Annotated in this window: 15 protein-coding genes, 1 tRNA gene and 1 pseudogene; 7 read left to right on the plus strand and 10 right to left on the minus strand. The window is 63.7% G+C overall.

Going from position 1 to position 19,745, the window contains the following annotated elements; all coding sequences use genetic code 11:
• Positions 1-21: 21 nt before the first annotated feature.
• The 4 genes from oxc to BLV97_RS03220 all read right to left on the minus strand — a co-directional run bounded on the left by oxc (position 22) and on the right by BLV97_RS03220 (position 5,019).
• Positions 22-1,770 carry an oxalyl-CoA decarboxylase gene (gene oxc / locus BLV97_RS03200; protein ID WP_035841796.1) on the minus strand — a complete coding sequence of 583 codons (1,749 nt, stop codon included), beginning with the start codon at positions 1,768-1,770 and terminating at the stop codon, positions 22-24.
• A gap of 520 nt (positions 1,771-2,290) precedes the next feature.
• Complete coding sequence (locus tag BLV97_RS03210; protein WP_035841798.1) at positions 2,291-3,025, minus strand: GntR family transcriptional regulator; 735 nt, start codon at positions 3,023-3,025, stop codon at positions 2,291-2,293.
• A gap of 237 nt (positions 3,026-3,262) precedes the next feature.
• Positions 3,263-4,513: a formyl-CoA transferase gene (frc, locus tag BLV97_RS03215; protein WP_035841799.1), complete on the minus strand. Its 1,251-nt coding sequence runs from the start codon at positions 4,511-4,513 to the stop codon at positions 3,263-3,265.
• 68 nt (positions 4,514-4,581) lie between these two features.
• The gene (locus BLV97_RS03220; RefSeq protein WP_035841800.1) at positions 4,582-5,019 is read right to left on the minus strand and encodes a PAS domain-containing protein; all 438 of its coding nucleotides are present in this window, start codon (positions 5,017-5,019) and stop codon (positions 4,582-4,584) included.
• Positions 5,020-5,712: 693 nt separating this feature from the next.
• On the opposite strand from BLV97_RS03220, the gene oxlT reads away from it, so the two are divergent.
• Positions 5,713-6,975 carry an oxalate/formate MFS antiporter gene (gene oxlT / locus BLV97_RS03225; protein WP_210184758.1) on the plus strand — a complete coding sequence of 421 codons (1,263 nt, stop codon included), beginning with the start codon at positions 5,713-5,715 and terminating at the stop codon, positions 6,973-6,975.
• 110 nt (positions 6,976-7,085) lie between these two features.
• Here the strand turns inward: oxlT and BLV97_RS03230 are convergent, their stop codons facing one another.
• Together BLV97_RS03230 and BLV97_RS03235 are read right to left on the minus strand one after the other, a co-directional pair.
• Positions 7,086-10,400, minus strand: a complete 3,315-nt coding sequence (locus BLV97_RS03230; protein ID WP_210184759.1) for an efflux RND transporter permease subunit — start codon at positions 10,398-10,400, stop codon at positions 7,086-7,088.
• Positions 10,393-11,493 (minus strand): efflux RND transporter periplasmic adaptor subunit, encoded by a 1,101-nt coding sequence (locus BLV97_RS03235; protein WP_035841801.1) that lies wholly within the window; start codon positions 11,491-11,493, stop codon positions 10,393-10,395. Before BLV97_RS03235 ends, BLV97_RS03230 begins: the two co-directional genes overlap by 8 nt.
• Before the next feature lie 446 nt (positions 11,494-11,939).
• Here BLV97_RS03235 and BLV97_RS03240 point away from each other — a divergent pair, with 446 nt between their 5' ends.
• The 3 genes from BLV97_RS03240 to BLV97_RS03250 all read left to right on the plus strand — a co-directional run bounded on the left by BLV97_RS03240 (position 11,940) and on the right by BLV97_RS03250 (position 13,913).
• Positions 11,940-12,575 (plus strand): class I SAM-dependent methyltransferase, encoded by a 636-nt coding sequence (locus BLV97_RS03240; RefSeq protein WP_035841802.1) that lies wholly within the window; start codon positions 11,940-11,942, stop codon positions 12,573-12,575.
• Between the two features lie 73 nt (positions 12,576-12,648).
• Positions 12,649-13,581 carry a DnaJ C-terminal domain-containing protein gene (locus tag BLV97_RS03245; protein WP_035841803.1) on the plus strand — a complete coding sequence of 311 codons (933 nt, stop codon included), beginning with the start codon at positions 12,649-12,651 and terminating at the stop codon, positions 13,579-13,581.
• On the plus strand, positions 13,578-13,913 hold the full coding sequence (locus tag BLV97_RS03250) for a chaperone modulator CbpM (protein WP_035841805.1): 336 nt from the start codon (positions 13,578-13,580) through the stop codon (positions 13,911-13,913). The genes BLV97_RS03245 and BLV97_RS03250 overlap by 4 nt, the downstream gene beginning before the upstream one ends.
• Positions 13,914-14,060: 147 nt before the next feature.
• Here BLV97_RS03250 and BLV97_RS03255 read toward each other — a convergent pair.
• A pseudogene (locus BLV97_RS03255) lies at positions 14,061-14,461 on the minus strand (transposase); the annotation flags it as partial.
• A 113-nt stretch (positions 14,462-14,574) separates the two neighbouring features.
• On the opposite strand from BLV97_RS03255, the gene BLV97_RS03260 reads away from it, so the two are divergent.
• Positions 14,575-14,665, plus strand: a tRNA-Ser gene (locus tag BLV97_RS03260).
• 197 nt (positions 14,666-14,862) lie between these two features.
• Here BLV97_RS03260 and BLV97_RS20670 read toward each other — a convergent pair.
• The 3 genes from BLV97_RS20670 to BLV97_RS03270 are packed head-to-tail and all read right to left on the minus strand — an operon-like array spanning position 14,863 to position 16,816.
• Positions 14,863-15,762: a PGN_0703 family putative restriction endonuclease gene (locus BLV97_RS20670; protein ID WP_143037487.1), complete on the minus strand. Its 900-nt coding sequence runs from the start codon at positions 15,760-15,762 to the stop codon at positions 14,863-14,865.
• Positions 15,755-16,273 (minus strand): HEPN domain-containing protein, encoded by a 519-nt coding sequence (locus BLV97_RS03265; RefSeq protein WP_199178661.1) that lies wholly within the window; start codon positions 16,271-16,273, stop codon positions 15,755-15,757. The genes BLV97_RS20670 and BLV97_RS03265 overlap by 8 nt, the downstream gene beginning before the upstream one ends.
• A gap of 57 nt (positions 16,274-16,330) precedes the next feature.
• On the minus strand, positions 16,331-16,816 hold the full coding sequence (locus tag BLV97_RS03270) for a hypothetical protein (protein ID WP_035841807.1): 486 nt from the start codon (positions 16,814-16,816) through the stop codon (positions 16,331-16,333).
• Positions 16,817-17,584: 768 nt separating this feature from the next.
• On the opposite strand from BLV97_RS03270, the gene BLV97_RS21135 reads away from it, so the two are divergent.
• Together BLV97_RS21135 and BLV97_RS03280 are read left to right on the plus strand one after the other, a co-directional pair.
• Positions 17,585-17,731: a hypothetical protein gene (locus BLV97_RS21135; RefSeq protein WP_092163941.1), complete on the plus strand. Its 147-nt coding sequence runs from the start codon at positions 17,585-17,587 to the stop codon at positions 17,729-17,731.
• A gap of 252 nt (positions 17,732-17,983) precedes the next feature.
• Positions 17,984-19,702, plus strand: a complete 1,719-nt coding sequence (locus BLV97_RS03280) for an ankyrin repeat domain-containing protein (protein WP_092163942.1) — start codon at positions 17,984-17,986, stop codon at positions 19,700-19,702.
• Positions 19,703-19,745: the final 43 nt, after the last annotated feature.

Genomic DNA, 19,745 nt, shown 5'->3' on the forward strand with positions numbered 1-19,745 from the left:
TCGCTCCTTTTCGGGGCCAGATCAGGTCTTCTTGGCCAGTGCGCTTTGCGGGTTGAGGTTGCCGATGCGACCGCTTTCGGTGCCGGCGCCCTCGTCGATCACCGCGTTGATCAGGGTGGGCCGGCCGCTGTCCATCGCCGCGTTCACGGCGCGGGTCATCTCGTCGGGGGTGGTCGCATTGACGCCGTGGCCGCCGAAGGCCTCGATCATCTTGTCGTAGCGACTGCCCTTGACGAAGACCGTGGTGCCGGGATCGCGGCCGGTGGGGTCGGTGTCGGTGCCGCGGTAGATGCCGTTGTTGTTGAACACCACCACGCAGACCGGCAGGCTGTAGCGGCAGATCGTCTCGATCTCCATCCCCGAGAAGCCGAAGGCACTGTCGCCCTCGACCGCCAGCACCGGGTTGCCGGTTTCGACCGCGGCCGCGATCGCCGCGCCCATGCCGATGCCCATCAGCCCCCAGGTGCCCACGTCCAGCCGCTTGCGCGGGCGCGACATGTCGATGATCGCGCGCGCGAAATCGAGCGTGTTGGCGCCCTCGTTCACCAGCATCGCCTCGGGGCGTTCCGCGATGATCCGCTTCAGCGCGCCCAGCGCGGTGTGGAAGTTCATCGGCGCGGAATTGCCCTCCAGCTTCGGCGCCATCTTGGCGACGTTGCCCGCGACCTTGTCGCGGATCGCGCCGGTCCAGTCGGCGGGCGGCGGCGTCCAGCCGGCCTTGACGCCTTTCAGCAGCGCCTCGACGCAGGAGGCCATGTCGCCCACCAAGGGGGCCGCGATCTCGACGTTGCTGTCCATCTCGCGCGGCTCGATATCGACCTGGATGAAGCGTTTCGTGCCGGGCGCGCCCCATTGCTTGCCCTTGCCGTGCGACAAGAGCCAGTTCAGCCGCGCGCCCAGCAGCAGCACCACATCCGCATCCTTCAGCACCATCGAGCGCGCCGCGCCCGCCGACTGCGGGTGATCGTCGGGCAGAAGGCCCTTGGCCATGCTCATCGGCAGATAGGGAATTCCGGTGGTCTCGATCAGCGCGCGGATCGCCGCGTCGGCCTGGGCATAGGCCGCGCCCTTGCCAAGGATGATCAGCGGTCGCTTGGCGCCCTTGAGCACATCGAGCGCGCGCGCCACCGCATCGGGCGCGGGCAACTGGCGCGGCGCCGGGTCGACCACCTTCACCAGCGAGGCCTGGCCCGCCTCGGCATCCATCACCTGCGCGAAAAGCTTCGCCGGAAGGTCCAGATAAACCCCGCCAGGACGGCCCGAAACGGCGGCGCGGATGGCGCGGGCCACGGCAATGCCGATATCTTCCGCGTGCAGGACCCGGAACGCGGCCTTGCACAGCGGCTTGGCGATCGCCAGCTGATCCATCTCTTCGTAATCGCCCTGCTGCAGATCGACGATCTCGCGCTCGGACGAGCCCGAGATCAGGATCATCGGGAAGCAGTTCGTCGTCGCATTGGCCAGCGCCGTCAGCCCGTTGAGGAAACCCGGCGCCGAGACCGTCAGGCAGACCCCCGGCTTTTGCGTCAGATAGCCCGCGATCGCCGCTGCGTTGCCCGCGTTCTGTTCATGCCTGAACGAGATCACGCGCATCCCCTGGGCCTGGGCCAGGCGGCCCAGATCGGTGATCGGGATGCCCGGCACGCCGTAGATCGTCTCGATCCCGTTCAATTTCAGCGCGTCGATCACCAGATGGAAGCCATCCGTCAGCGCCCGCGTTTCCTCCGCCCCCGCTGCGTCCTGGTCCAGTACAGCGCCCGTTACGTTCATCGTCTTTCTCCATTGCCTTGGCTGTTGACCGGGGCAGAGGGCCCGGCCACGCGCCCCGTCGGGCGAAGATCGGCCCCGGCACGCGGCGCCGGGGCGAACAGAACCGCCCAATCCGCGATCGTCATGCCGCATTCCCCCTGAAACGAATGGCCGATGCCAATTCCCCCGGTATCGATCTGGTATCGCCGTGGCATCGGCGTTTGTTGCATGTGGCATACCATACGCCAAGAAATTCCCCTGTCAATCGCCTTCACCGCCCGGCTGAGCGCGGTGGGGTTCAAAATAGGTCAGGAAATAAAGGCCCCAGTCAAAGGTACTTGGGATGCCAGATGCCATATGGCCTGGACCAGAACGCGGCACGGACTGTGTATCTGCGATGGGCGGCAGCGACGCGCGGCGGGCCTGCCCCCGGGTTGCCGCGCGGGGCGCAGGCGGATGTTCGCAGCCTCGACCGGCGAAGCGCGGCACGTTGCGGCCGGCGGTGCGCCCGGGCCGCGTCAGACGCCGCGCCGGCGTGGGATTAAAGGAATATGCCTTCGCTATGGGCTTCGACGTAATCGGCCAGCCCCAGCGTGTGGTCGCGGCACAGCCGCTCGGCGCGCTCGACATCGCGCGCTTCCAACGCCTCGATGATCGCCAGATGATCCTTGATCGACTGGCTGGCGCGATCGTCGCGGCCGATCGTCAGCTGGCGAATGCCGCGGACATGGACCAGGATGTTCTCGGTCATCTCGCGCAGCACGTTCGAACCGGTCAGTTCGATGATCCGCTGATGAAACCGGATGTTCGCGGTCGAATATTCCGACAGGTGGTCGGCCGGACGATGGCTTTCGTGGAACGAATTGAACAGCTCGCGCAGCTCCGCGAGCGCGGCATCGCCGGCGTTCAGCGCCACCAGCCGCGCCGCCATCGCCTCGAGCGCGGCCCAGGCCTGGATCATCTCGATCATTTCGCGCTTGGTCTTGCGCAGCACGATGATGCCGCGCCGCGGCACGGTGCGCACGAAGCCCTGCTGTTCCAGCATGGCGATCGCCTCGCGGATCGGCGTCCGGCTGACGGCAAGCTTTTCCGACAGCTGACGTTCATCCAGCCAGGTTTCCTCCTCCTTGCCGTAGATTTCCATGTTGATGATGGCCTGGCGCAGCGTTTCGTAGACCTTGGTCTTGAAAGTCGGCTCGGGCGCGAACGGCCGCAGCACAAGCTCGGACGTGAGTTGTTCGGCCACCGGCCAGCGTTTGCGCGACGGAGTCTTCAACTCGCTGCCTCCTTGTCCTTGGCGGGGGGTTGGTCTGAGTCTTGATCTGGTATTCCTCATGCCACCTATCGCATCCTTTCCGACTTTCCAAGACCGGTGCCCCGAAGCAAAGACCAACCTCCCGCGGAGGGACCGCGGGAGGTTGGCGCGCGGAAATACCGGAAGAGGGATCCGGCCGCGCCACGGACTCGAGACCCGCCCCGCCGTGAAGGGCCGGACGGAGGCGCGGCGCCGGGCTCAGACGGCCTTGGCCTCGTGCATCTCGGCGATTTCGGCGTCGCTGTAGCCCAGCCCCGCCAGAACCTCGTCGGTATGTTCCCCAAGCAGCGGCGAGGGCTTGATGTCGATCTGCAGCCCCGAGAATTTGATCGGGCTGCCGACGGTCAGGTACTTGCCCAGCTTGGGGTGCGGTACCTCGACGATCGAACCGCTCTTGCGCAGGGATTCGTCCTCGGCCAGCTCCTTCATCGACAGGACCGGAGAGCAGGGGATGTCATATTTGCGCAGGATGTCGACGGCCTCATACTTGGTCTTGTCGGCCAGCCATTCCTCGATCGTGGCGAAGATGTCGAAGATCTTGTCCTGACGCGCCTGGGCGGTGGTGTAGGCGGGGTCGGTCTTCCATTCCGGCTTGCCGATGGCGTCGCAGATCGGGTCCCATGCATGGCCCTGGACGGTGAAGTAGATGTAGGCGTTGGGATCGCTCTGCCAGCCCTTGCATTTCAGCACCCATCCCGGCTGACCGCCGCCGCCGGCATTGCCGCCGCGCGGCACCACATCGGTGAATTCACCATGCGGATATTGCGGGTATTCCTCCAGATAACCGACCGCCTCCAGGCGCTGCTGGTCGCGCAGCTTCACCCGGCACAGGTTCAGAACGGCGTCCTGCATCGACACGGCGACCTTCTGGCCCTGACCGGTCTGGCTGCGCTGCACCAGCGCGGTGAGAATGCCGATCGCCAGATGCATGCCGGTGTTGCTGTCGCCCAGCGCCGCGCCGCTGACCGTGGGCGGACCGTCCCAGAACCCCGTGGTCGAGGCCGCCCCGCCGGCACATTGCGCCACGTTCTCGTAGACCTTCAGATCCTCGTAATGATGACCTTCCGAGAAGCCCTTGACCGAGGCCACGATCATGCCGGGGTTCAGCTCGTGGATATGCTCCCAGCCAAACCCCATCCGGTCCAGCGCGCCGGGGCCGAAATTCTCGACCAGCACGTCGCTTTCCTTGATCAGCTTGGTCAGCACCTCCTTGCCCTGGGGCGTCTTGGTGTTGAGCGTCAGCGAGCGCTTGTTCGAATTCAACATCGTGAAATAGAGCGCATCCGCATCTGCGACATGGCGCAGCTGGCTGCGCGTCACGTCGCCAGAGCCGGGTCGCTCGACCTTGATCACGTCGGCCCCGAACCAGGCCAGCATCTGGGTGCAGGCCGGCCCCGCCTGCACATGCGTGAAGTCGATGATCTTGATCCCTTCGAGTGGTTTTCCCATGGCGATAGTCTCCCTCTTATACAAAGTCGCCTTCTCGGTCCGGCGGCACCTCCGCCGAACCCCGAGCCTCAGTTTCCAATGCCCTCGCGGGCCTCGAGCGTCTTGAGTTTCGCCTTCAGCGTGCGCTCTTCCTGCCAGCGCTCCGTCTCGTCGCGCACGATCGCGACGATCTGTTCGACCTTCCCCGCGCCGTCGCGCAACAGCGTGACGGTGAAGGCGATCGACAGGCTTCGGCCGTCACGGTGCAGTGCCGGCACACGCAGCAGCGTGGCGCCATAGCGGGTGACGCCGGTCTCCATCGTGACGCGGTAGCCCGCCCAGTGGCGGGCGCGAAATCGTTCGGGCGTGATCAGGTCCAGGGTCTGGCCCAGGGCTTCGTCGCGGGTGAAGCCGAAGATCCGTGTCGCGGCGGCATTCCACAGCACGATCACCCCCGAGGCGTCGGACGCAATGACAGCATCCCCCGCCTCCTCGACCAGTTGCCGAAAATCGATCTCTGTCGCCATCTCGATCCTCCCATTCGCGCGGCAGGCCCTCGCCCGCCCTCGCGCCCGGCGCGCGCCCCCAGATGGACGGGACACCGCGGCATTTTTCACTAATGGCATCTGGCATACCACTGGCAGGCATGTCAAGAAGCTCCGGATCGTGCGGCCGCATCCGAACGTGCGGTCCCCCCAAATCATTGGATAGAGGTGCGGCGGGAATGAAACCGCGTCCGAGGTCATTTCGGCCACCGAATCAGGCCGGTTTGAAAAATGCGTCGTTCAGCCCACCTTCCGCGTCATGGACAGGAGCTAAATTCAAAAAATCAGATATGACTATAGTTATTTATCAAGGCTTTGAGAAAATACGAATCGCAGAGAATTGCCCTGCCAATTCGGCGTTTTGGAAAAAGAAAAAACAAAAAGTCTTGAGAATATAAAACAAGCGCTTATCCGCTGAACTCTCGTGAAATCCCCCGATCCGGCACGCTGTATTCGGCTCCCCGACCGCGCCGTGGCCCGCGAGTCTTCGGGGCATGGATCAGGTATCGCCGCGCCGCCGGATACCCTCATGTGAGGAAAATTGTTTACATTGTCTCTGGCATACCAAATACTTTACGCCAGGAAATGTGTTGCATCACATTTGCAACAGGGAGGAGAGGCAATATGTCTATGAACGCGTCTGGCGCGACCAGAAGGCAACCGGTCAACCGGTGGATGCAGCTGACGTTTGGCGTCATCTGCATGATCTTAATCGCGAACCTGCAATACGGCTGGACGCTGTTCGTCCACCCGATGGCCAAGGCGACGGGCTGGGATGTCGCGGCCATCCAGGTCGCCTTCAGCATCTTCGTCGCCCTCGAGACCTGGCTGACGCCGGTCGAGGGCTGGATCGCCGACACGCTTGGGCCCGACCGCGGCCCGAAGCTGGTGATCGGCGTGGGCGGGCTGTTCGTCGCGCTCGGCTGGATCGTCAATTCCTACGCGACATCGCTGGGAATGCTTTACCTGGGGGCGACGTTCTCGGGGATCGGTGGCGGCGCGGTCTACGCGACCTGCGTCGGCAATGCGGTGAAATGGTTCCCCGACCGGCGCGGCCTGGCCGTCGGGCTGACGGCGGCCGGCTTTGGCGCCGGCTCGATCCTGACGGTGATCCCGATCCGCATGATGATCGCCTCCTCGGGGTATGCGTCGACCTTCTTCTGGTTCGGGCTGATCCAGGGGGCGATCATCATCGCCATGGCGATGACGATGCGCTTCCCCTTCCCCGGCGAGGCACCCGAGGTCGGCACCTCCACATTGCCGCAAAGCTCGGTCAGCCTGTCGCCGAAGGAGATGTTGAAGACCCCCACCTTCTGGGTGCTTTACCTGATGTTCGTGATGATTTCGGCGGGCGGGCTGATGGCGGCGGCGCAGATCGCGCTGATCGCCAACAACTACGGCGTCTCCAACGAGGTGCTGATCTTCGGCGCACCGACACTGACCGTGGTGTTGATCGTCGACGGCCTGGCCAATGGCGGCGCGCGGCCATTGTTCGGCTGGCTGTCGGACAAGATCGGGCGCGAAAACACGATGGCGGTGGCCTTCAGCTTGGGCGCGATCGCCTTCTGGCTGCTGGCCAATGTCGGCACCAGCCCCTGGGCCTTCGTCTTCAGCGCGGCGCTGATCTTCTTCACCTGGGGCGAGATCTTCAGCTTGTTTCCCTCGACCTGCACCGATTCCTTCGGCCAGGGTTACGCGACGACGAATGCCAGTTTCCTGTACACCGCAAAGGGCCTGTCGGCCTTCCTGGTGCCGCTGGCCAACGTCATCAAAACGGCGACCGGCAGCTGGCACGCGGTCTTCGTGATCTCGGCCTTGATGTATGTGGCGGTGGTGCTGCTGGCGCTCTTCGTGCTCAAGCCGATGCGCAAGGGCCTGATCGATGAGCGCAACCGCTCTGCCGCGCCGCATGTTGTGGGCGCCGCACCCGCCGAGTAGCGCGACCGCCGCGCTTCCGCCGGGAGGAAGGACAGGACCGTATCTTGCCTTCTTTCCAGCGGAAGAAACGCCGGGAGGGGGGCGGCAGAGTCCGCCCCCGCGCCTCGTCGTCAGGACACGTCCCTGCGCCGCGCCCCACGCTGCCAGCGGAAATAGATCAGCGGAATGACGAACAGCGTCAGCGCGGTCGAGGCCAGCGCCCCGAAGATCAGCGAAATCGCCAGCCCGCCGAACACCGGATCCGAGACCATGATCGCCGAGCCGAAGATGATCGCCAGCGCGGTCAGCAGGATCGGCCGCAACCGCACCGCTCCGGCCTCCAGCACCGCGTCTTCCAGCGCCAGGCCCTCCTTGCGGCGGGCGATGATGAAATCGATCAGCAGCAGTGAATTGCGCACCACGATCCCGGCCAGCGCGATCACCCCGATCATCGAGGTCGCGGTGAACGGCTGATGCGTCAACCAATGCCCGGGGAACACCCCGATCAGCGTCAGCGGGATCGCCCCCATCACCACCACCGGCATGAAGAACGACCGGTAATACCCAACCAGCAAAAGGTAAATCAGCAAAAGCGCCACGATGAACGCGGCCCCGAGATCGCGAAAGACATTCAATGTCAGCCGCATCTCGCCCAGCCACATCAGGCTGTAATGGCGAAGGTCCTTCGCCTGGCTGGGCAGGAAGCCGAGGTTGCCCACCCGCAGGTGCTGGCCATCTGCCAGCTTCATGCCCGACAGCCGCTGGGTCAGGGCGATCACGCCATAGACGGGGCTAGAGCGCAGCATCTCGCCGGTGACATAGACCACCGGGTGCTGGTCGCGGGTATAGATCGGCTGATCGGCGGTGACCTTGCTAACATGGGCGATAGTGCTCAGCGGCACCGGCTTGCCCGCCGCATTGGGCAGCGTGATCGCCGCCAGCGCGCCGCCGTCGCTGCGGGCTGGCCGCGGCAGGCGCAGGATGATCGGCTCGGGCGTGCGGGAATGGTTGGAATGGATCGCACCGACCGTTTCACCGGCGAAATAGGCCCTGATCGCCGCCGCCACGCTGCCCGGCGCGAACCCCGCCATCGCGGCGGCCTTCTGGTCGATAGTGACGCGGTATTCGGTCACCGGCCGGTTCACGGAATCGTCGACGTTGATCATGCCGTATTCGTTCGGATAGAAGGTCTTTCGCAGCTTTTCCGCAATCTTGCGCAGCGTCCCGTAGGCCGGCCCGTAAAGCGCCGCCATCATCTGCGACCGAACCGGCGGACCCGGCGGTGTTTCCAGCAGCTTGATGCGGGTGTCGGGGAAGGCCTTCCTCACCGGATCGAGGCGCGCGAATATCTGTTCGGCGATCGCGTGCGATCCGACATCGCGGTCGTGCTTGTTGACCAGGTTCACCCGGATCTGGGCGAAATTGCTGCCCGCCCGGGCCGCGTCACCGCGCACAAGGGCCGCGAAATCCTCGGGCGCGGCCTGCCCCAGGAAGGTCTGGTAATTCGTGACATAGCGGTCCTGGCCCAGCATCGCGCCGATCCGGTCGGCAACCCGCGCGGTGTCTTCCAGCGCGGTGCCCGCGGGGGCGTCGATCTCCAGCAGGAAGGTGTTTACGTTGTCATCGGGCAGCATCTTGAGGCTGACCCCCAGCGCCGACAGCGGCCCGTTCACGCCGCTTGGGCGGATGAACTGCCAGGCCGGTTGCAGCATCACCGCAAACAGCATCGCCACGACCGCGCCCATGAACATCCAGCGCTTGCGCGACGAGCGCAGCAGCGGCCGGAAGAGGTGCAGATAGGCATCTCGCAGGCGGTCGCGGGGGGCTTCGCCGCGTTCTTCCATGGTGGCGCTTTCGGCCTCGTCCATGACGCGCAGGGACTTCCGACGCAGCCAGCGGTAGGCGATGAAGGGCACCACCGAATAGGCGATGAACAGCGAGGCCAGCATCGCGATCGGCGCGTTGAACGGGATCGGCATCATGAAGGGCCCCATCATCCCGGTCACGAAGGCCATCGGGATCAGCGCCAGGATCACCGCCAGCGTCGCGACGATGGTGGGGCGGCCGATCTCATCGGCGGCGGCGACAAGCAGACGGCTGAGGTTGCGCTGCGGGTGGTGATGCAGGTGGCGGTGGATGTTCTCGATCACCACGATGCTGTCATCGACCAGAAGCCCCAGCGACAGGATCAGCGCGAACAGCGTGATGCGGTTGATGCTTTGCCCCGCCACCCAGCCGACGCCGAGCACGATGAACAGGATCAGCGGGATCGACAGCGCCACGACCGAGGCCTCTCTCCAGCCCAGGAACACCAGAAGGATTGCCACCACCGCCGCGATCGAGATGCCCAGATGTTCGATCAGCGTGTTGACCGCGTCATTGGCGGTGGCGCCGTCGTTGCGCGTGACGGTCAGATGCATCCCCTGCGGCAAAGCGTTGGCTTCGACCCGCTTCAGCTTGGCCAGCACCGCGTCGGCCACCTGCACCCCGTTGGTGCCCTTCTTGCGTGCCAGCGTCAGCGTAACCGCCGGTGCCTGCACCCCGACGGCGGCCGCCCTGCCCGCGCCATCCACCCCCGCCTTGCCAAACGCAAAGAAGGACCGTTCATCGGCATTGGCGGGCCCCGTGGTCACCGTCGCCACCTCGCGCATGAAGACCGGGTTGCCACCCCGCACCGCGACCACCAGATTGCCGACATCGGCGGCATTGCCCAGCGCCGCGGTCACGCGGATCGGATGCGCGATGCCCTGATCCACCATATGGCCGGCGGGCAGCGTGACATTGGCGCCCTCGATCGCGCGCGCCACCGCCGCCGGGCTAAGGCCGTAGCCCGCCAGGCGAGCGGGATCCAGCCGCACCCGCACCGCCCGTTCCGACGCGCCCTGGACACCGGTCTTGCCCACCCCGGGCACATTGCGCAACTGATCCAGCAGATGCAGCGCCACGCTGCGCAGGCTGTCGGGCGTGGCATCGGCAGAGCTGAGCGTCAGCGTCACGATCGGCACGTCATAAAGGCTGAGCAGCTGGATCAGCGGCTGGCGTGCCCCGGCGGGCAGGCGCATGATGTTGCTGTTGACCTGGTTGTAGACCTTGACGAGGCTGCGTTCCTCGTCCGCGCCGACGTCGAAACGCACGGTGACGGTGGCGCTGTCGTCGCGGGCGGTGCCATAGGTATGATCCACCTCCGACAGCGAACCCATCAGCGCCTCGAGCGGGCGCACCACCTGGTTGAGCATCTCCTGCGCGTTGCTGCCCGGGCGCTGGACGGTGATGTTGACCACCGGCACCACGATATCGGGGTTGTAGGTGCGCGGCGTGAAGCTGACCGCCATCAGCCCGAACAGCGTGGTGGCGATCATGATCAGCGGTGTCAGTTTCGAATGCAGAAAGGTCTGCGCGAACTTCCCGGCAAAGCCCGGGCGGGCTCTTTTCCCGATCTCAGCCACGGTCCGTCCCTTTCGCCGCCGAGGCCGCGATCGGCGCGGCGTTCGTCAGCCCCGGGGGCGGCGCGACGATCACCTTTTCGCCCGCCGCCAGACCCGCGACCACCGCCACCTTATCGCCCTGCCGCGCGCCGGTACGCACCAGACGGAAATGGGCGCGCCCGTCCCGCCCCGCGACGAAGACACCCAGCAGTCCCGCGCGCCGCACCAGCGCCGCCGCCGGCACCGCCAGCACATGGGTGCCGCCGACCGTCAGGCCGACCTCGGCATAGGCGCCGAACGGCAGTTGGGTCGTGGCCTGCAGGCGCATCTCGATCAGATGGGTATGGGTGGCGGGATCGGCGCTGGCGTCGGTCACGGTGATCACCGCCGGCCAGGTCTTGCCGTCGACGCTGATGCTGGCCCGGTCGCCCGGTTTCAGCGCGGCAAAGACTTCGGGGCCGACCTGGGCCTTGATCTTCGGCGTGCGGCCCGCGATCACCGCCACGGGCGTCCCGCCACCGACGACATCGCCGGCATCGACCAGTTTCTTGGCCACGATCCCCGCGAACGGCGCCTTGACGCGCGCATAGGTCAGGTTGTTCCTCGCGTTCGACAGCGCCGATTGCGCCGCCGAAACCGCAGCCTGGGCGGTCAGATAGCTGCGGTGCACCGATTGATACTGCTGCTGCGACGCCGCCTTGGTGTGATATAGCTGGCGATAGCGCTTGTCGCTGGCCGCCGCCTCATCCAAAATCGCCTGCTGGCTGGCCAGATTGGCCTGCGCCTGGGTAAGCTGCGCCTGGGCGTTGGTCAGGCCAATCTCGGCGATCAGATCGCCGGCCTTCACGGCGCTGCCCGCATGCACCGCGACCCGGCTCACCCGCCCGCCATCGCGCGACGCCAGCGTCGCCACCTTGACCGCGCTGACCGAGCCCGGCACCTGCACGATCCGGGGCCAGTCCCGCGCAACCGCCGCCGCCACCCGCACCGCGATGGGCCGGACATCGGCCGCCCGCGCCGTATCGGGCCTGGTCACCCCCGCCGCAAGCTGAAGGGAGGCCAGGCCGAGGATGAATATCGGCAAAAAACGGATCGTGGCACTGCGTATGGTCAAGACGGCCTCAGGTTTTGCGGGTTAAAATGCAATTGCTTGTCGGCGCGGGGTCCGCACGGCGCATTTCGGGGCCGCATCAGCAAGAAGGGTGAAAAAGCTGGCGGGGGCCGCCGGACTCCGAGCGACAAACATATTCATTAATTCGAATAATAACGTGCGTTCTGGAATTCAATGTGCAAACGACAAGACCGCGTGCAAAAGCTTGCCAATCGCGTTCAAATTAGCGTGTATCCATTTGAATAAGCGTGCAATATTGGCGGCACTCCCTGCGTGGCCCAGGCCAATCAGGGCCTTTCAGATTCCGCCCCAACCCCAGCGCGCCCGCATCCACGCAACTTTGATCGCGCGGCCCTGAAACCCTCCCTCGGTCGGGGCTATATTTGAAGGCCGGGTCCTCCGGATCTGGGATTTTCCACCCCCTGGCACGAACTTGCAAAGGCCACGCCATGTCCGCATCCGATCCCCGCTCCTTCTGGGAAGACGTCTATCAAACCCGCCGCGCGACGTCCTCGGGTCAGCCCAGCGCAGCGCTTGTCCGCGTCGCCTCCGGCCTGACACCCGGGCGCGCGCTCGACCTGGGCTCATCGAACGGCGACGATGTAATCTGGCTTGCCCAGCAGGGCTGGCAGGCGCTGGGCGTCGATATTTCCGAAACCGCCTGCAACCGCGCCCGCCAGCAGGCCGAGGCACTGGGCCTGGACGGGCGCGCGCGTTTCGAGGCGCGCGACCTGTCCCGGGGGCTGCCCGAGGGCCGGTTCGATCTTGTCACAGCCTTCTTTCTGCAATCCCCGGTCGATCTGGCCCGCAACACGATCCTACACGCGGGCGCGGATCGGGTAGCCCCCGGCGGGCATCTGCTGGTCTTGGCCCATGCCGCGCCGCCACCATGGGCCTCGGATGACATGAAGGCCCGCGCCCACGAAATGCCCACCGTACAAAGTGAGTTGGACGCGATCGGATACACCCCTCGGCAATGGATCCAGATGCAGGCCGAGATCGTTCACCGGGAAGGCAGGGGTCCCGACGGGACCACGGCGCAGTTACAAGATACGTTCGTCCTGCTTCAGCGCCGCGCGGATTGACCGTCCGCCCCGGTTGCGGCGAAGGTCGGATGGCGCTCTACTTTGGGCAAAGGGACTCACGGTTGGAAAAGCGATGAGCGACGACCCCTATGACGTGCTCGGCGTGGCGAAGACCGCCAGCGCAGACGAGATCAAAAAGGCCTACCGGAAGATCGCCAAGGAAAGCCATCCCGACCTGCACCCCGGCGATGCCGCGGCCGAGGCCCGGTTCAAGGCGGCGGGAACGGCCTTCGATCTGCTGAAGGACCCCGAGACCCGGGCGCGCTTTGACCGCGGCGAAATCGACGCCAGCGGCCAGGAACGCCCGCGCGAGCGCCCGTTCTACCGCGATTTCGCCGAGCAGCCGGGCAACCCCTACCGCCAGGGCCCGCGTTACGAGGGCTTCGGCGACGACGCCGACATCTTTGCCGAATTCCTGCGCCGCCAGGCCCGTCAGGGTGGCGCAGAGTTCGGCGATCACGGCTTTCGCGCCCGTGGCGCGGATGCGCATTATGCGCTCGAAGTGCCGTTCCTCGAGGCCGCGAACGGCGGCGCGATGCGCATCACCCTGCCCGGCGGCGGCGACCTTGAGGTGAAGATCCCCAAGGGCGTGGCCGATGGCCAGACCCTGCGGCTGCGCGGCAAAGGCGGGCCGGGTCATGGCGGCGGGCCACCGGGTGATGCCTATGTCACGCTCTCGGTCCGTCCGCATCCGGTCTTTGCGCGGGAAGGCGACGATATCGTCATGACGCTGCCGATCACGATCGACGAGGCGGTCCTGGGCGCCAAGGTCGAGGCGCCCACGATCAGCGGGCCGGTCAAGGTGACGGTGCCCAGGGGGGCCAGCAGCGGCCAGGTGCTGCGGCTGCGCGGCCGCGGCATCGCGGCGTCGGGCCGCGCTGCGGGCGATCAGCGGATCGAGCTGAAGATCGTGTTGCCAAAGACCGTGGATGCCGATCTCGCCCGGTTCATGGAGGACTGGCGCAAGACACATCGCTACGATCCGCGCAAGGGAGGGGGGGCATGACCGAGGGATCCGGTTTCCTGACCGAAGCACAGGTGCTCGCCACCGTCACGCGGCTCGACCGGGCGCGCCTTACCCGTTTCATCCGGGCCGAGGTGATCCGCCCGGCCGAGGCGGGGGGCGATGCGGTCTATCGCCAGGTGGACATCGCCCGGATGGAGCTTCTGTGCGATCTTTGCGATGATTTCGAACTGGACGACGAGGCGCTGGGGCTGGTGATGGAACTCATCGATCAGTTGCATGGCGCGCGCGGCGATCTTCTTGCCCTGATGCATGCCCTGGCCGTTGAAAACGAAGACGTTCGCCACCGCGTGATGAGCCGCCTCCCGCGCTGATCCGCCGCCAGACCCGAAGGCTTGCGGCCGGCGCAGGGACTTGGCCCTTGGGCTGGCGGTGCCTCTTGGCCCGTTGCTTATTGTGGGCTGGGGTCGCTTCGGATGACTGGCGGAAGAGATGTCTGCCATCGTTCAAGTGCAATCAACTTCACCCTCGACCTTGATGATCCCGGTGCTGTCGATCAACAGATACGGCGGCCCCTTGGCACCGCTGCAAGGGATAGTCACCGCCAAGGTCTTCTGACGACGGGACAGTGTGCTGAAGTCAGGCACCGGCCAGTCCAGACCGACCAGGCGCGACAGGCCTCGACGAACCCGGTCGTTTGCCTGGGCGCCATACCGAACGACACCTACATTGTCAGGCAGGTCTGGATGGCGGTATCGCTGTAGGTCTGCTGACGACCGCGCCCGCCCGTCGGCTCGGCATCGCAGCTCATCTCGCAGTCGAACCAGATCGTCAGTGAACCCCGGCGCTTGAGCGCTTCGTTGTAGGCCGGCCAGTTCCCGCTCTTGTCGGTCGGGGGTATCGGTCTGCTCTTGCCGCCCAGCTACCATGCTGGAGTCACAACATGAATCCCCTCGCCGGATTTGTGCAACAGAGCCGAATCTCCATCAAAGACTTGGCAACCGCCGGGGTTGCGGCTAGATAGCGTGGAACGAAGGAGCAGTGTCAGAGTGGTCGATCGAGGCAGTCTTGAAAACTGCTGGGCGTGATGAGCGTCCCGTGGGTTCGAATCCCACCTGCTCCGCCACCACATAACCTATTGATTTTAAACGATTTTGCGTGGCGTACATTGGCACGTGATTTCCGTGGCTTGCAGACCACGTCAACCCCTAGAGACTTGAAAATGCAGGCCAAATAGTCGCCCAGAATGGCGCGAGTCTCTGTTTGGCATTTGGCGCGATACGGTTTTCACGTGGGGCGACGGGCGCTGGACTTGACTTCGGGTCAGTTCGAAGCAGGCGCGTGCCTCTTTGCGTCGCCTCGTCCGACAACATGGCGGATGCGTTCTCGAAGGAATTCAGCGAGCTCTGCAGCATCGGGAGCATTTGCCGTATCGAGGATGTCCGCATACTCCTCGTAGTCGACAAAGGCGATCAGACCCCGAAAGTCCGGAAGGAGTATGTCTCTCCGAAAGGCTGCGACCTGCTCAGCGAGTACTGACGCATACTTGCGCGGGCCAATCGCCAGAACGCCGAAACGCGATTTCTTGTCTCGCTCTGCGATGGAAGCGGCAAATAGGAAATTTCTCATCAGCTGGTAGTTGGCCCCACGAAGGGCGCAGACGTCCGACGCGGTCTGGCGATTGAAAATCTCGGGCCGAAACCATCGCTTTCCCAAGCTCCAGTAGGCTCGAGGCGACCGGTGACCCTCCCAGTTTTCGAGGCGGCACCACGCGTCAGTCTGCTTGGCGATATCGGATCCTGGGCCACGGAAACCGGCGCAAGCCTTGGGAAACTGACTGCACCCTCCAAAGCCGTGTTGGGCGTCGGTCGCAAACTTGGATTCTATGCAGACGACCTCGTCCGACGACAGGCAAAGAGCATCGATGCTGGTCGCTTGCTGAGTACCCAACTCGGACAGGAGCTCAGGGCTTTCGGCCTCTGGCAGGATCGACCAGCGCCGCGGACGACGTCGTGGTGGAAATCCGGGAAGGGCGTGACGAAAGAGAGCTTCAAGGGCCCGGTCCCTGGCGCTCAGCGAACGAAGCGTTCCAAAGGCACTCAGGCAGAAGGCCTGTGAGGATCTGGGGGATCCAGCATAGCTGTGCCATTTGAACCCAGGGGCACGTTCTCGTACGGTAAGAGCCCGAGGGTGCAGTGTCGGGTTGTCGAGCGGATCAGCCATCACGGTTCTCCGGCAAGTTGTCCTTGGGAGCACCCTGCGGAACAAGACCTATCCGGATACTGGTTTTCTTCGAGACCTCTTCCAGCGTCGCCATGAGACGATTGAGCTCTGACAGTGTCGACGTCATTTCCGGTCCATAGCGAGAAACGAGATACTCTCTGGTTTCTGTCATCTTCCGGAGGTGCTCAGCAGTACGCTTTCGCAGGATCAATCCACTGTCGATCGCCTTCTCCGCCCGTGCGGCAAGGTTGTGGAAATGGGATCTGACCTGCTCCGGAGGCGTTCCGCCCACCAGGAGAAAGGCGTTGAGGTAAAGCTCAATTGCGTGGATTGCGCAGAGCCGTCCAGGGGCACGAGAAAGCGGCTCGCCCTTCCGGCCGGATTCCATCAGCGCAATTGCCGCGCGCCGATATTCGTCTGCGAGCGCCACGATATCTTCGGGCGCAGCGGTCGAGCCGGGATAAGGAATCGTGTTCGTGCCGTTCATAGTCAGAATGATCAACCACGACATGTCGTCGAGATTGTGGCACCGACCTGCTCCGCCTGCGCATCACGTCCAACTACCTACTTACGGCATGGCGGCCGCGACTTCGACCGTAACATCCTGGACCCCCTGTGCCTCCCACACATCATCTCGCAGGAGAAATTTGTGGCTGTTTGTGTGCGCGACGAAGGTTGAGCGTTTCTCCACCACGCCGCGAGGGATGAGTGCTGCCCGGACAACACGAAAGTCATCGTCAAAGATTACGCCCGCCAGCACGTCAAAATGTCCGCCCGCCAGATCACGAATTGCCGAGAGCTGGCGTGATGGGTTGCGCCGGTGGACCCGCCGTCCCTTGATCTGATAACGCACGCCGTCCTGACCAGTCGCGTCAAAGCCCCGCTCAGAGTTTGGTGCTTGTTTCCAACCGAAAGCGGTGCAGAACAGGTACTCGGCGAGATCGCCGGTAGGATTGTTGGCGCTGCGAACTATTCCGCGTGTTCGGAGCTCCTCACTAACTTGGGCGTGGATAGCGAGCAGCTCCGCTGCGCTCACTTGAGCGAAATCCCACAACGACCATCTCCATAAAATCCGACTGTCTCATACAGCTAACCCTAATGAAAGTTGGCTGGAGCCGCGACCGCCAAAGTGCACTGCCCAATTTCGGAATCTGGCGAAGCGGTGGCAATCAAAAGCGTTTGAGCCGGAAGACGACCATCGCTTTCATCGGACAAGCGAGCTCCCTAAAGCTGAAAAGTAGTGCAAATTCAACAGTCTACCCTATTTTCTGCGCTGAAATTGTGCCGTGTTTTCCGGGGGTTAGAGAAAGGAACATATCTCTGGTTCGAATCTAGAGTGCTCCGCCACAATATAACACATTGATATTAAACGATTTTACGCCTTGTGGATTGTGGCGAAATTTCCGCGCCTTGCGCGGCGCAATGGCCGCTAGAGACTTGAAATCACAGGCGAAATAGCCGCCCAAAACTGCCCGAGTCTCTGTTTGGCATTTGGCGCGATACGGTTTTCGGGCGCGGCTTCCGGCGCTGGACTTGACTTCCTGCCGAATGGAAGCTGACGCGCACTAAGAATTGCAAGTCCTGACAGGGACTTGTCTTCTGGTAGGGCGGATGCTCGTTGAGGTGGCCAAATGCAGCGCTAACAGTCCAAAGCAACCAGGGTGAAGAGCGCCAGGGGTCGAGGTGCGGCACGTGAATAACTGCCATCTGCAAAATTAGCGGGTGTGTTACCCAGTTTCGCAGCTCCCCAGGTTCTGCCTGAAATGCGATTGCTCTCCTTGCATGCACCGATGCACGCGATCAGCAACGAAAGGAGATTGAAATGGCAAAGGGTAAGGGCGTAACGCCCATGTCGAAGGCGGCGGCGGCACGGATCCAGGCTGCTACGGCGAAGGCGAATGGCGGCAAGACCCCGTCGGGCAGTTTTGCGACGCGGGCGCAGGCTGCGGCTGCCAAGTCCAACAAATAGCCTCAATCTCATGCGAAGGATGGGGGCGCCCCATCCTTCCGGGAGCCACCTCATGACATTTTCGAAAGATAGACAGATTCATGACCTTGTTCGCATTGAAGTCGCCAATGGTGCCCGGTTCCAGCGCGGCCGCAAACACGCAAAGCTGCACCTACCTGGGTCGGGTTTCGTTGTGGTTCCGATGACACCGAGCGATCACCGCGCCGCGCTGAACTTCCGCGCAAGCCTGAGGGCCATACAGAGGCGGGGCCAATGACCGCCGATCTCAGTCTTACACCGATCCCGCAGCCCTCCGAGATCATCGGTTTCCTGATCCGGAATTTTTCGCAGGTAGACGATGCGAACAACGAAGCCTTCAAGAAATCCTTGCAGAGATTGAAGGACGGCAAACCGTTGGACGTCGACACCGCGATGGGACTGCTTGAGACTCACCTCAAGCCAATTGTCGACGCCGGCGCTGGAAAATGGAACCTCTTGGGCTTTCTGCGCGAGGCGCTTGAGAATTACGTGGATCTGTGCCGGAACCTCGACTGCGGCGCTCTCGCCGCTGAAGACGTACGCCGCGTCTTTGACCGGGTGGCAGGTGCCATCTTTGCCCATCATCTCCGGCTCGCCTTCAAGGGCAGTGGCGTCGATCCTGAAACGGTCATCGGAAACCCGGACGAGGGACTGAGGCTGCTCTGGCGGGCGCGCTTGAAAGGACGCGCTCAAGGCGCGGTCGCACGTGAGATCGAAAACGCATGTGGCCGCGCTGTCTACGGGAGTACTTGGGAGGACAACCTTAGGCGTTGGAAGACTGGAAGGTCGATGCAGACGCGCATGATCTTGGAACTCATTGAGCACTGGGATCTTGAGTTCGGCTTTGCACTTCTGTCCGCCCGTGCCTACCGCGAGTACTGCAAATTTCCATTGGTCGATCCTGCGATGCATCGGACAGAAAACCGGATTTCGCACGATCGGCTGCAGAGCGAAATTGAAGCGCTGATGTCCGGAGAGAAGGGCCTAGCCTGCCTTCTGCCACCTCCGGTCCAGCAAGACGAGATCGACTTGATGCGCCTAATCGACCCCAGGCGTGCGAAACTCCCGGGCGAGGCTGCGGCAGCCGAAGCCTGTCTCACGCGGATCGAAGACGCGCTGGCGGGGGAGCCGAGGCTCGCCGGCCTTGGGGTGTTGCGCGGCCGATACGAGATGCAGATGGGTCGCCGCCAGCAGGCGTTGGAGGCATTCGAGGCTGCGGCGAACTGGTTTGCCTTTCGTAGTGCCATGCAGATGAAGATTGCGCTCCATCACCTGCTGTTCATTGCCGCGGCGCTCGGCGACAAGCACCGCCTGAACCGCTGGCGGGCCTGGGCGGAGGGCGTCGGCCTGTTGGTCGATATTCCCGACCCCGAAGGCTCGCTTGCTCGAGATTTTCCACATCCCTATCCTGGGGCGGAGGGGCTGCCAGCAGGGCGACCACATGCGGGTCTCGTCGCCCTCGAAGAATGGAAAAGACGCCCGGCAGACACTCGGAATCCGAACCGAATGATCAAGGGTTATGGCCCAACGCCGACACCGCAACTGGGGCTGTTCGCCCATCTTGGACAGGCAGAGAAGGTGCGAAGGCTGCTCGACGCTGGCGGAGATCCCGACAAGTTCGATGCGAACGGCGGTTCGGCACTCCTCATGGCTATTCAGGGTGGCGACGATACCTGCGTCGAATTCCTCATCCAAGCCAGCGCACCAACGACGATTAACACCCGCACACGGAAGGGCAAGTCACCGCTTCACGAGGCGATTAGCGCGCGTAGACCGGATTGGGTGGAGGGACTCTTGAACCGGGGGGCAGATGTCGAGTTGCGTGGCACACATGGGCAAACGCCCCTGTTCCAAGCTGTAGGCCTCTTTACCCCGGTCGAACAGGCGCTAGCCGGCTTGCTTGACCTGCCCCCGATGAACCGGGCCATTCAAAAGGAGAGTTTGTTCTCGTAGCGTTCATAGCAGCGAGGAGAACAGACGATGCGCAAATCACGTT

The sequence above is a fragment of the Allgaiera indica genome, from assembly GCF_900106675.1.
Taxonomy (GTDB): domain Bacteria; phylum Pseudomonadota; class Alphaproteobacteria; order Rhodobacterales; family Rhodobacteraceae; genus Acidimangrovimonas; species Acidimangrovimonas indica.

Excerpts from the sequence above, each read along its gene's own strand:
- oxc (WP_035841796.1), bottom strand. The coding sequence starts at position 1,770 with ATGAACGTAACGGGCGCTGTACTGGACCAGGACGCAGCGGGGGCGGAG.
- frc (WP_035841799.1), bottom strand. The coding sequence starts at position 4,513 with ATGGGAAAACCACTCGAAGGGATCAAGATCATCGACTTCACGCATGTG.
- BLV97_RS03220 (WP_035841800.1), bottom strand. The coding sequence starts at position 5,019 with ATGGCGACAGAGATCGATTTTCGGCAACTGGTCGAGGAGGCGGGGGAT.
- oxlT (WP_210184758.1), top strand. The coding sequence starts at position 5,713 with ATGCAGCTGACGTTTGGCGTCATCTGCATGATCTTAATCGCGAACCTG.
- BLV97_RS03240 (WP_035841802.1), top strand. The coding sequence starts at position 11,940 with ATGTCCGCATCCGATCCCCGCTCCTTCTGGGAAGACGTCTATCAAACC.
- BLV97_RS03245 (WP_035841803.1), top strand. The coding sequence starts at position 12,649 with ATGAGCGACGACCCCTATGACGTGCTCGGCGTGGCGAAGACCGCCAGC.
- BLV97_RS03250 (WP_035841805.1), top strand. The coding sequence starts at position 13,578 with ATGACCGAGGGATCCGGTTTCCTGACCGAAGCACAGGTGCTCGCCACC.
- BLV97_RS20670 (WP_143037487.1), bottom strand. The coding sequence starts at position 15,762 with ATGGCTGATCCGCTCGACAACCCGACACTGCACCCTCGGGCTCTTACC.
- BLV97_RS03265 (WP_199178661.1), bottom strand. The coding sequence starts at position 16,273 with ATGTCGTGGTTGATCATTCTGACTATGAACGGCACGAACACGATTCCT.
- BLV97_RS21135 (WP_092163941.1), top strand. The coding sequence starts at position 17,585 with ATGGCAAAGGGTAAGGGCGTAACGCCCATGTCGAAGGCGGCGGCGGCA.
- BLV97_RS03280 (WP_092163942.1), top strand. The coding sequence starts at position 17,984 with ATGACCGCCGATCTCAGTCTTACACCGATCCCGCAGCCCTCCGAGATC.